Source organism: Allobosea sp. (genome assembly GCF_030694325.1).
Taxonomy (GTDB): Bacteria; Pseudomonadota; Alphaproteobacteria; order Rhizobiales; family Beijerinckiaceae; genus Allobosea.
This window is the reverse complement of sequence record NZ_JAUXYO010000020.1, coordinates 1-10,886: the sequence shown is the minus strand read 5'-3', so window position 1 is coordinate 10,886 and position 10,886 is coordinate 1. Positions and strand designations below refer to the sequence as shown.

At 68.4% G+C, this 10,886-nt stretch carries 11 protein-coding genes and 2 tRNA genes; 9 read left to right on the top strand and 4 right to left on the bottom strand.

Going from position 1 to position 10,886, the window contains the following annotated elements:
- Positions 1-268: LbetaH domain-containing protein (locus tag Q8M82_RS00810; RefSeq protein WP_465248063.1), on the bottom strand; the 268-nt coding region annotated here is incomplete at its 3' end.
- Positions 269-372: 104 nt separating this feature from the next.
- Positions 373-2,208 (bottom strand): hypothetical protein, encoded by a 1,836-nt coding sequence (locus Q8M82_RS00805; RefSeq protein ID WP_305689488.1) that lies wholly within the window; start codon positions 2,206-2,208, stop codon positions 373-375.
- Positions 2,209-2,426: 218 nt separating this feature from the next.
- On the opposite strand from Q8M82_RS00805, the gene Q8M82_RS00800 reads away from it, so the two are divergent.
- From Q8M82_RS00800 to Q8M82_RS00785, 4 genes are all read left to right on the top strand, one after another.
- Entirely contained in the window at positions 2,427-2,951 is a 525-nt protein-coding gene (locus Q8M82_RS00800; protein WP_371126195.1) for a DUF192 domain-containing protein, read from the top strand.
- 72 nt (positions 2,952-3,023) lie between these two features.
- Positions 3,024-3,100 (top strand) — tRNA-Pro (locus tag Q8M82_RS00795).
- 85 nt (positions 3,101-3,185) lie between these two features.
- Positions 3,186-3,491 (top strand): ETC complex I subunit, encoded by a 306-nt coding sequence (locus Q8M82_RS00790; RefSeq protein WP_305689487.1) that lies wholly within the window; start codon positions 3,186-3,188, stop codon positions 3,489-3,491.
- A gap of 67 nt (positions 3,492-3,558) precedes the next feature.
- Positions 3,559-3,635 (top strand) — tRNA-Arg (locus Q8M82_RS00785).
- 60 nt (positions 3,636-3,695) lie between these two features.
- On the opposite strand, the gene Q8M82_RS00780 is transcribed toward Q8M82_RS00785, so the two are convergent.
- Positions 3,696-3,983 carry a hypothetical protein gene (locus tag Q8M82_RS00780; protein WP_305689486.1) on the bottom strand — a complete coding sequence of 96 codons (288 nt, stop codon included), beginning with the start codon at positions 3,981-3,983 and terminating at the stop codon, positions 3,696-3,698.
- A gap of 239 nt (positions 3,984-4,222) precedes the next feature.
- On the opposite strand from Q8M82_RS00780, the gene Q8M82_RS00775 reads away from it, so the two are divergent.
- The 3 genes from Q8M82_RS00775 to Q8M82_RS00765 all read left to right on the top strand — a co-directional run bounded on the left by Q8M82_RS00775 (position 4,223) and on the right by Q8M82_RS00765 (position 7,102).
- Entirely contained in the window at positions 4,223-5,911 is a 1,689-nt protein-coding gene (locus Q8M82_RS00775; RefSeq protein ID WP_305689485.1) for an ArnT family glycosyltransferase, read from the top strand.
- A gap of 91 nt (positions 5,912-6,002) precedes the next feature.
- Positions 6,003-6,770, top strand: a complete 768-nt coding sequence (locus Q8M82_RS00770) for a glycosyltransferase family 2 protein (RefSeq protein ID WP_305689484.1) — start codon at positions 6,003-6,005, stop codon at positions 6,768-6,770.
- Positions 6,767-7,102 carry a lipid-A-disaccharide synthase N-terminal domain-containing protein gene (locus Q8M82_RS00765; protein WP_305689483.1) on the top strand — a complete coding sequence of 112 codons (336 nt, stop codon included), beginning with the start codon at positions 6,767-6,769 and terminating at the stop codon, positions 7,100-7,102. The genes Q8M82_RS00770 and Q8M82_RS00765 overlap by 4 nt, the downstream gene beginning before the upstream one ends.
- Before the next feature lie 18 nt (positions 7,103-7,120).
- Here Q8M82_RS00765 and metC read toward each other — a convergent pair whose 3' ends face one another.
- Positions 7,121-8,311 (bottom strand): cystathionine beta-lyase, encoded by a 1,191-nt coding sequence (gene metC, locus Q8M82_RS00760; RefSeq protein ID WP_305689482.1) that lies wholly within the window; start codon positions 8,309-8,311, stop codon positions 7,121-7,123.
- 260 nt (positions 8,312-8,571) lie between these two features.
- On the opposite strand from metC, the gene Q8M82_RS00755 reads away from it, so the two are divergent.
- Together Q8M82_RS00755 and Q8M82_RS00750 are read left to right on the top strand one after the other, a co-directional pair.
- Complete coding sequence (locus Q8M82_RS00755; RefSeq protein WP_305689481.1) at positions 8,572-9,597, top strand: amino acid ABC transporter substrate-binding protein; 1,026 nt, start codon at positions 8,572-8,574, stop codon at positions 9,595-9,597.
- Positions 9,598-9,760: 163 nt separating this feature from the next.
- Positions 9,761-10,783, top strand: coding sequence for an amino acid ABC transporter substrate-binding protein (locus tag Q8M82_RS00750; protein WP_305689480.1), 1,023 nt, complete (start codon positions 9,761-9,763; stop codon positions 10,781-10,783).
- The last annotated feature ends 103 nt before the right edge of the window (positions 10,784-10,886 follow it).

Here is a 10,886-nt window from a genome sequence, read left to right as displayed (position 1 = left end):
CGGCGGCCTCCGGCCAGAGCCCCGGCAGCGCCGGAAACGGATAGGTCGTCGCCCAGTCGGTGCGGTGGTTGCCGCCGAGCAGGATCTCCACCCCGTCGGCAATCGAACCGTAGCGGCCGATCGTCAGCCGGGCCCCGCTCTCGGGAAAGCGCACCTTGGGTCGGCCATAAGTCCAGGCGCCGACCGCGATCTGTTCGGGGCGCCGCGCAATCAGCTTCGCCAGGTGAAGCCGGGTCTGGTTGTGCGGGTTGACGCGCCGGCGCAACAGCCCCCTGGCGACCGGCGGAAGCCCTGCCCACCAGACCACGAGCGGGCCGGGCCGCCACGACAGGTCCTCCGGCGGCAGCCGATCCGCCGCATCGAGCGGTTGCGTCACCGCGCTTCGGCCTTGAGGTCGATCTTGTCGAGGATTTCGGTCGGGTCGGTGAGGGTGATCACGTCGGCCAGGCCGAGCCCGCTCGCCGATTTTGCCTTGGCATCGAGGATCAGTGTCCCGGGCTGGGCGACGAAGCGCGATACTGCCGCCGTCAGCGCCTTCGCCGCATCGGAGGGACCCAGGATCGAGGCCAGCCCCAGGCTCGCGATCATCGCGAATTGCTGGCGCATCTCCTCGGGCTTGCGCCCGGCCTTGCGGGCCTCGTTGGCGATCAGATTCTCGACGAGGCCGAAATTCTCCAGCTTCGCGGTCAGGCCGCGCGCGGTGGCGCCCAGCGCCGCGACCTGGGCCAGCGCGACGTCGCTCGAGAACAGGTCCTTGGTGACGTTGCCGAGCGTCGCCGACGCCTCGAGCCGCGCCAGCCCTTCGCCGCCGAGCGCGATCTGCCGGATGACCAGTTCGCTGCGCGCGGCCTCCCAGGCGAGGTCGACCCGCGCATTCAGGTCGAGCGAGCGGATGCCCATGGCGATCAGGTCGCGGGCTGCGGGGTTGCCGGCCCCCTCGGTGATCGGCGCGACCAGCTTGTCGAGCGTCAGGGCGAGGCTGGTCGGGATGCCGTTGAGCTGCTCGCCGGCCTTCAGCTCGAACGTACCGAGCCCAATGCGGACCGGCTGGCCGCCCGGCGCGATCGGCGGCGCATCGACCGACAGGCCGGTCATGCGGATCGTGCCGATCGTGGGAATGTAGCGGCGCCAGTCGATGGCGGCGTCCGCGTCCGTGGACTTCGCGAGATCCTCGCGCAGCGCCTTGATCACCGGGCCGTAGGAGAAGCCGGAATAGCTGATCGAATCGACCAGGCCCCTGGCGCCGCCGCCGGCGAACTGCAGCCCCTCCAGCGCGAAGCCGGATTTCGCCGGCGCATCCTCGCCATAGGCGATGCGGGCGATCTTGACGTCGACCGGTCCGGGATTGGCCCCCGGCTTGGCTCCTGGCTTCGCCCCGGGCTTTGCGGCCTGCGGCTCGACGACGGTCATCGTCATGTCGCGGATCTCGCCGCTGCCGTAGTCTACCCGGTCGTAAAGCGCGAGCAGCGACTGCCCCATGCGCTTCTCCGCCTCGCGGCGCGCCGGGTCCGGCTTGCCACCGGGAGGCGGGACCTCCTCCGACATCGCCATGATGCGGCCGAGCAGGTCGCCCAGCGGCTCCTCGCCGACGGCGGCGGCGAAATTCCGCCCGACCATCTTGCCCAGCGCAATCTTGCCGGCGGGGCCCAGATCGATCGTGTAACCGTCCTGCTCGAAGCGGCCGAACAGCGGCCGCATCGGCTCGCTCTGGCCGGGCTGGGTCCGCTCGGTCAGAACGCGTGCGGTCTGGCGCATGTCGAACGCCTCGAAGGCCATGCGCAGCAGCGTGCCGGTGATCTTGCCGGAGGCGGGGCTTTCTCCGGCCAGCGAGCCTCCGGCGGATTCGCCGCGCGCGATGCGGCCGTCGCGGAGGTCCGTCAGGCGCACGTCGCGATACGTTGTGACCTGCTTCTGCCGGCCCTGGCTGTGCTCGAACACGAGTTCGGGGGCGGTGATCTCGGTCGCGGAGACTCGGTTGATCCGCGCCACCGCGCTCTCGCTGCTCTTGGTGTCCAGCAGTGTTCGGAAGGCCTCGCGGTCGAGGCTGGCGCCCTTGACGACGAGCCGGGGCGCCGAAATCGCCATGCCGCCGAAGTCGAGGCGGACATTGTCGAGCTGGAAGTCGGCCGCCGCGGCCGGCAGCGACAACACGAGCAGGCAGGCGGCGAGGGCGGCGCTGAGCGGGCGGCGCGGGCGCGGAGCGGTCATGACGGTCTCCTGATGTGTGGCGGCGACCCTGCCCCAACCCGGCGATGAAGAAAAGCCGAGCCGAGGAGACATGCTGACGAAAGGCTTGCATGCTGACGAAAGGCTTGACCGCTTGGGGAGCTTGGCCGCCATCTGTCGCAGATTCGCCATCTGCGCCGTCATAGCTTTGCAGGATGCGCAGCCCGCACCACCCCGCAGCCGGCGCTCCCGGAGACACCATGCCGATCCAGGCCCGAACCCGTTCGTTTCTCGCCGGTCTCGCCGCCGCCGGCCTCGCGCTGGCCGCGACCCTGGGAATGGCGCTGCCGGGGCGCGCGGCACCGCCCCTGACCCTCGCCCAGGCCGCTCCGGCCGGCCAGGCGACGGCGCTCGAGGCGCTCTCGATCGTCAGCGGCGACAAGCGCCACGCCTTCCAGGTCGAGGTGATGCGCACGCCCGAGCAGCGGGCGAGGGGGCTGATGCACCGCCGCTACCTGCCCGCCGACCGCGGCATGCTGTTCGATTTCGAGCGTACCGAGCCGGTGGCCATGTGGATGGAGAACACCTACATCCCGCTCGACATGCTGTTCATTCGGGCCGACGGCACGATCGCGCGCATCGCCGAGGATACGGAGCCTTTGTCGCGGCGGACCATTCCCTCCGGCGAACCGGTGCTCTCGGTGCTCGAAATCAATGGCGGGGTCAGCCGCAAACTCGGCCTCAAGCCGGGCGACCGGGTCGAGCACCCGCTGTTCAAGCGCTGATCGCGGGCCGCTTTCGCTTGCGGCGCAGCCAAGGGACGTGATAGCCAACCGCCACGCGTGGAATGGCCAAGTCGGGGTATAGCGCAGCCCGGTAGCGCATCTGCTTTGGGAGCAGAGGGTCCCAGGTTCGAATCCTGGTGCCCCGACCATTCCGGGCGTCTCGCAACCGGGGCCGGCTCCGGTGGCGAGCCGTGACAGACGGCCAGGATTTCAGGTGAGCGCCGAGCGAGAGCCATGACCGCACGCATCTATCGCCCCGCCCGGACGGCCATGCAGTCGGGCACCGCCAAGACCGAGCGCTGGCTGCTCGAATATGAGCCGGAGCAGCCGCGCCAGATCGAGCCGCTGATGGGCTGGACCTCGTCGGGCGACATGAAGAGCCAGGTCAAGCTCTGGTTCGACAGCGAGGCCGAGGCCGTCGCCTACGCCACGCGCAACGGCATTCCCTTCCGTGTCGAGCAGCCGCAGGAGCCGCTGCGCCGCACCGTCGCCTATTCCGACAATTTCAAGTTCTCGCGCCGCGGACAGTGGACGCATTGAAGCTTTGGGGTGAGGGCGTCCACCCTCGCTCCCCATGAGACAGGCGAAGGCCTTGGCCATCGTCTTCGGGCCCGTAGCTCAGATGGATAGAGCAGCAGCCTTCTAAGCTGCTGGTCGCTGGTTCGAATCCAGCCGGGCTCGCCATTCTTTTCCGCGCTTCACAGCGCCGTCTGCGCGGACGCGCCGACCGCCCGCCCAACCGTCTCACTCTTCCCGGCCCCAGTTGCGGAGCCGCCGGACCACGACGGCTGGATTCGCAGGGCGTCGCTGCCAGAGGCCGTGCAGCAGCCCGCCGAGGAAGAACAGCCCGAAGCTCGGCAGCGCCACCCCGATCGGGGCCGTGACGATCCCCATGGCGCAGCCGCCGGAATCCCCGGCGCCGCATTTCGGATCGAACATCATCGCGCCGAAGACGAGGATCACGGCCGCCAGCGGCCCGATCAGCAGGCCCCAGAGGCCTGTGCGCAACGCTTTCAGCAACAGCCGGCCCATTCTTCCCGCCTCCCATTCGGGACGAGGCTATCGGCCTCGTGCGGCGCTGTCATGTGCCGGGGCGGCCGCCGATGCTTGCCGCGACGCAGCATGCGGCGTAAACCGCGCCGGCCGCTCCTGGCGGCCTTCGCCTTGATCATGCCCGAAAGACCGGTCATCGCCGCGGCGTCCCGCGGGTGAGACCGCCCGGCCTTTCCGGCCCAAAGCCAGTTGCGATCGCTGCGGTCGCGAGGATGTCCATGCCGTCGCTCACCTCCGCGCTCGACCGTCTCGCGACGCTGGCCAGTGCCAGCCACGCCCGCGCCTGCGCGTTCCTGGTGCTGCTGTCGCTGGCCGCTTTCCTGCCGGGCTTCCAGACGCTGCAGCCGCTCGACCGGGACGAACCCCGCTTCGCCCAGGCGAGCAAGCAGATGCTTGAGACGCGCGATTTCGTCGACATCCGCTTCCAGGACGAGGCGCGCCACAAGAAGCCGGTCGGGATCTACTGGCTGCAGAGCGCGACCGTCGCCGCCGGCGAGGCGCTGGGCGTGCCGCAGGCGCGCACGCAGATCTGGCTCTACCGCATTCCCTCGCTCGTCGGCGCCATCGCCACGGTGCTGCTGACCTACTGGGCGCTGCTCGCTTTCGTCGGCGCGCGCATGGCGCTGCTCGGGGCGGCGCTGATGGTCGCCTGCGTCCTGCTCGGGGTCGAGGCCCGCATCGCCAAGACCGATGCGTTGCTGGCGGCCTGCGCGGTCGCGACCATGGGCGCGCTGGCGCGGACCTGGCTCGACTGGACGCGCTCGCTCGCCTTCGTTCCGAGCTCGCGCAACTGGCTGGTGTTCTGGGGCGCGACGGCACTGGGCCTGCTGCTCAAGGGCCCGATCGTGCCGATGGTCTGGGGGCTCGCCGTCCTCGTGCTCAGCATCCGCGAGCGCGGTTTCCGGTGGCTGGCGCCGCTGCGCTTCGGCCGCGGCCTGCTGCTGTGCCTCGTCGTCGTCCTGCCCTGGTTCATGGCGATCGCCTGGAAGACCGGCGGCAGCTTCTTCGCCGAAAGCGTCGGGCAGGACATGCTCGGCAAGGTCGCGGAGGGGCAGGAGAAGCACTGGGGCCCGCCGGGGCTCTACCTCCTGATCTTCTTCGGCACCTACTGGCCGGCCGCCGCCTTCGCCGCCATGGCCGTGCCCTTCGCCTGGGCGCGCCGGCGCGAGCCGCAGGTGCTGTTTCTGCTGGCCTGGATCGTGCCGTCCTGGCTCGTCTTCGAGGCGGTGCCGACCAAGCTGCCGCATTACGTGCTGCCGCTCTATCCGGCGGTCACGGCACTGCTGCTGCTGGCCCTCCTGAACGATGGGATCGACCGTTTCCGGCGCGGCTCCGTCGCCACGGCGCTGCTCGTGGTGATCGTGCCGCTCGCCCTGACCGGGGTCATCGTCGCGGCCAACTGGTCGCTGGACGGCACCATCCCCACCCTCGCTTTGCCCTTCCTGCTGCTGGCGCTGCTGGTCGCCGGGACCGTCGTCGCCGCCTTCCGCCGCAGCGACATCGAGGGCGCGCTCTGGCGTGGGGTGGTCGCGAGCCTGCTGCTCGGGCTTGGGGTCTACGGCTTCGCAGTCGAGAGCCTGCGCGCCTTCAAGCTCTCGCCGCGTCTGGCCGAGGCGGTGCGCTCCATCGGCTGCACCGATCCGGCGGTGATCACCGTCGGTTACCGCGAGCCGAGCCTCGTCTTCCTCGTCGGCACCGATCTCGCCATGGGCCCGGACGGCGCCGCGGCTGCCGCCTTCCTGAGCCAGCCCGGCTGCCGCATTGCGCTGGTGGAAGCCCGCCACGCTGCCGCCTTCCAGGCCGCACTGCCCGCTGGCGGCGTCACGCCCCGGCTGGTGACGACGCTGCACGGCTTCAACCTCAACGGCGGCCGCCGCCTCGAGATCTCGGTCCTGGCACGGCCATGACCACCCTGCAGTTGCGCCGCGCCTGAAACCTCCTTGCCCTGTCGGCCGCCCTGACGCAGGTTGCGGGCCGATTTTTCCGGATGATCGTCTGTTGACCGACCCGCTCCCGTCGCCTGAAACCGCTTCGCCCGCGCCGCTGCTCAGCGTCGTCGTGCCCGTCCGCAACGAGGTCGGCAATGTCGGTCCGCTGGTCGCCGACATCGAGGTCGCCTGCCGCGACATCGGAGCCTTCGAGGTCATCTACATCAATGACGGCTCGACCGACGGAACCGCGGCCGCCCTTGCCGCGCTGGCGGCGCAGCGTCCCTGGCTGCGGATCGTCACCCACGCGCAATCCTGCGGCCAGAGCGCCGCGGTGCGCAGTGGCGTGCGCCATGCCCGCGCGCCCATCGTCGCGACGCTCGACGGCGACGGCCAGAACGATCCCGCCTTCCTGCCGGCGATGGTTGTGGCGCTCCAGCAGGCCGGGCTCCAGGCGGGCCTCGTCCAGGGCCAGCGCGTCGGCCGCAAGGACACCGGCTTCAAGAAGCTGCAGTCGCGGATCGCCAACGGCGTGCGCGGGCGCCTGCTGAAGGACGGCACGCGCGACGCCGGCTGCGGGCTGAAATGCTTCCGCCGCGAGGCCTATCTGGCGCTGCCCTATTTCGACGCGCTGCACCGCTTCATGCCGGCATTGATGGTGCGGGAAGGCTACAGCGTCGTGCATCTCGACGTACGCGACCGGCCGCGCCTCAGTGGCGTCTCGAATTACGGCTTCTTCGACCGGCTCTGGGTCGGCATCCTCGACCTCGTCGGCGTCTGGTGGCTGATCCGGCGCCGCCGCCGCGTGCCCCAGATCGTGCCGGAGGCGCAGCCATGATCATTTCGATCGGCCATGCCGTATCCGACTACCTCTACGATGTCTTCGTGCTGAAGTTCGACTTCTGGCTCGCCTTCGGCATCGTCGCACAACTGCTCTTCACCGCCCGGTTCCTCGTCCAATGGCTGGCCAGCGAGCGGGAGGGCAATTCGGTGATGCCGCTCTCCTTCTGGTACTTCTCGATGGCCGGCGGCCTGATGACGCTGGTCTACGGCATCGTCCGGCGCGAGCCGATCATCATCATGGGCCAGGCGCTGGCGATGGTGATCTACACCCGCAACCTGATCCTGATCTTCCGCAACCGGCGCCGCGGCCGCCGTTCCGCCGAGTGATCAGGCGCCGGGTCCCGCTCACGCCGCCGCGCGTAGCCGGGCGAAGCCGGCGTCGAGATCGGCCTTGAGGTCGTCGAGGTCCTCCAGGCCGATATGGATGCGGATCGTCGGGCCCTTGAAATCAGGCGTCGTCGCCGTGCGGTAGGCCCGGCAGTCGAAGGGCAGGACGAGGCTCTCATAGCCGCCCCAGGACGCGCCCATCCCGAACAGGGTCAGACCGTCCAGCATCGCCGCGACCGCCGTCATCGAGACCGGCGCGAGTTCGAAGCCGAACAGCGAGGATGCGCCGGTGAAATCGCGCTGCCAGAGCCCGTGGCCGGGATCGTCCGGAAGCGCCGGATGCATCACCCGCACGACCTCGGGCCGTGCCGCCAGCCACTGCGCCATGGCGATGCCGGCGGGCATCTGCTCCTTCAGCCGGATCGCCATGGTGCGCATGCCGCGCAGCGTCAGGAACGCGTCTTCCGGCGCGATGATCACGCCCAGCTGCTCCCAGCTCGCCCGCAATTGCTTGTAGAGGTCCGGGGTGCGCGCCGAGATCGTCCCGATCAGCACGTCGGAATGCCCGGCATAGTATTTGGTGCCGGCCTGCACGGTGATGTCGACCCCGGCCTTGTGACTGTCGAAAAACAGCGGCGTGGCCCAGGTGTTGTCCATCATCACCAGGATGTCGCGGGCATGGGCCGCCGCCACGATGGCCGGGATGTCCTGCATTTCGAAGGTCTGGGAGCCAGGGGCCTCGGTCCAGACCGCGCGCGTGTTCGGCCGGAACAGCGCCTCGATGCCGGTGCCGATCGCCGGGTCGTAAAAGCTTGCCTCGATGCCCATCCGCTTCAGCATCGTCGCGCAGAAATTCCGCGTCGGCCGGTAGACGCTGTCGGTCACCAGGACGTGATCGCCGGCCGACAGGAAGGCGAGGAAAGGCAGGGTGCAGGCGAGCAGGCCGGATGGCGTCACCACCGTGCCCGCGCCGCCCTCGATCGTGTTGCAGGCCGCGATCAGGGAGTCGATCGTCGGGTTGCCCTGGGTCCCGTAGGTGTATCGGGCGCGCCGCGCCAGGAAGTCTTCGGTGTTCGGATAGACGACCGTCGACCCGCGCTGGATCGGCGGGTTGACAAAGCCGTAGCTGTCAGCCGGGTCGCGCCCCGCCAGAGCGAGGCGGGTTCTCTCGCCCAGGCGCGCGAAATCGGATTCGGACAGCTTTTTCATCGAAACGGTCGCCAGGACTGCGGTCTGGAGGGAGGCGGGCAGGCTTGACCGCCCCCACAAACTCGCATGTGATACATGCAGTGGACAAGGGGCGGCGTCTCGGGATGCCTCGGCTTGACGCTCATACGGGGCTCTGGCAATCGACGGACGGGATGTCGCTCAAATTCTATGCAACGAGCGGACAACGATCCGTGAGCGACGAAACCGACGGTTCCTGCCGGCCGCTATCGGGCAGGCGCATTTCAACGGGAGAGAGTTCAATGAAGAAGTTCATGACGGCCGCCGTCGCGGGGCTCGGTCTTGCGCTGGCGGCGACTGCCGCGACGGCACAGGCGCCTGCGGCGCTGGCCCAGGTCAAGCAGCGCAACATCCTCAATTGCGGCTCCAACACCGGCCTGGCCGGCTTCGGCGTGCCGGATGCCCAGGGGAATTGGGGCGGCCTCGACGTCGAGTTCTGCCGCGCTGTCGCAGCGGCGATCTTCAACGATCCCGCAAAGGTCAAGTTCATCCCGCTCTCGGCCAAGGACCGCTTCACGGCGCTCCAGTCCGGCGAGGTCGATCTGCTCGTCCGTAACTCGACCTGGACCATGACCCGCGACGCCTCGCTCGGCATCGTCTTCACCGGCGTCAACTCCTCTGACGGCCAGGGCTTCATGGTCCGCAAGAAGCTGGGCGTGACCTCGGCCCTTCAGCTGTCGGGCGCCTCGATCTGCACCCAGCAAGGCACCACGACGGAGTTGAACCTCGCGGACTTCTTCCGCTCCAACAACCTGAAATACGAGGTCGTCGCCTTCGCCTCCTCGGACGAGACGGTCAAGGCCTATGACGCCGGACGCTGCGATGCCTTCACCACCGACGCCTCGGGCCTCTATGCCGAGCGCCTGAAGCTGACCGCCCCCGACGAGCACATGGTCCTACCCGAGATCATCTCGAAGGAGCCGCTCGGTCCGTCGGTCCGCAACAACGATCCGCAGTGGTTCGCCCTGGTGAAGTGGGTTCATTTCGCCATGCTGAACGCCGAGGAACTGGGCGTCACCAAGGCCAATGTCGATGAGATGATGAAGTCGAACAACCCCGAGATCAAGCGTCTGCTCGGCACCGAGGGCAAGTTCGGCGAGACGATCGGCCTGACCAATGACTGGGCCTACCGGATCATCAAGCATGTCGGCAATTACGGCGAGTCCTTCGAGCGCAATGTCGGCTCCGGCTCGCTGCTGAAGATCGCCCGCGGCCAGAATGCGCTCTGGACCAAGGGTGGCCTGCAATACGCTCCGCCGGTCCGCTGAGCCTGATCTGACGGGCGCCGGCCTTCGGGGTCGGCGCCCGCTGTCTTCGACCGCGGCGAGCCCGCGAAGCCTGGGAGGATCGCGGGACTGAGGGGCTTGGTCCGGGACTTGCTAGCTCATCGAGAACGGGAGCAACCCGTTCCGCCAACAGGGGATATCACGAATGAAGACCTTTATCGCTGCAGCGCTCGTCGCTGCCGCAACATCCGTTTGCGTCGGCGGGGCGCAGGCACAGACCGGGCTCCTCGGCCAGATCAAGAGCAAGGGCGTGCTGACCTGCGGCGTCGGCCCCGGCCTGGCTGGTTTCGGCATCCCCGATGCCCAGGGCAACTGGAGCGGCCTCGACGTCGATCTCTGCAAGGCCATCTCGGCCGCGATCTTCAACGATCCCAACAAGGTCAAGTACATCCCGCTGTCCTCGAAGGACCGCTTCACCGCGCTGCAGTCGGGCGAGGTCGACCTGCTCTCGCGCAACACGACCTGGACGATGTCGCGCGATACCTCGCTCGGGCTGAACTTCGCCGGCGTGAACTACTATGACGGCCAGGGCTTCCTGGTTCGCAAGAAGCTCGGCATCGATTCCGCGCTCAAGCTCGCCGGCGCCTCGGTCTGCACCCAGCAGGGGACCACGACCGAACTGAACCTGGCCGACTATTTCCGTGCCAACAAGATGAAGTACGAGGTCGTCGCCTTCGCCTCGGCCGACGAGACGATCAAGGCCTATGAATCCGGCCGCTGCGATGCCTTTACCACGGATGCTTCCGGCCTCTATGCCGAGCGCCTGAAGCTCTCGGCCCCGGCCGACCACATCGTCCTGCCGGAGATCATTTCCAAGGAACCGCTCGGACCCGTCGTTCGCCATGGCGACGACAACTGGCTCGACGTGGTGAAATGGACCCACAACGCCATGCTGAACGCCGAGGAACTGGGCGTGACCAAGGCCAATGTCGACGAGATGCTGAAGTCCGATAATCCGGAGATCAAGCGGCTGGTAGGGTCCGAGGGCAAGTTCGGCGAGGCGATCGGCCTGACCAACGACTGGGCCTACCGGATCATCAAGCATGTCGGAAACTACGGCGAATCCTTCGAGCGCAACGTCGGCTCCGGCTCGCTGCTGAAGATCGCCCGCGGCCAGAATGCGCTCTGGACCAAGGGTGGCCTGCAATACGCACCGCCGATCCGCTGATCGCCGGACGACGACTCGGAGAAGGGCCGGGCTAACCGGCGGCTGCCCCGAGCCGCGGCGGGTTCGCCGACCGCAACGACAACGAAAAAAGGGCGTAACAGGT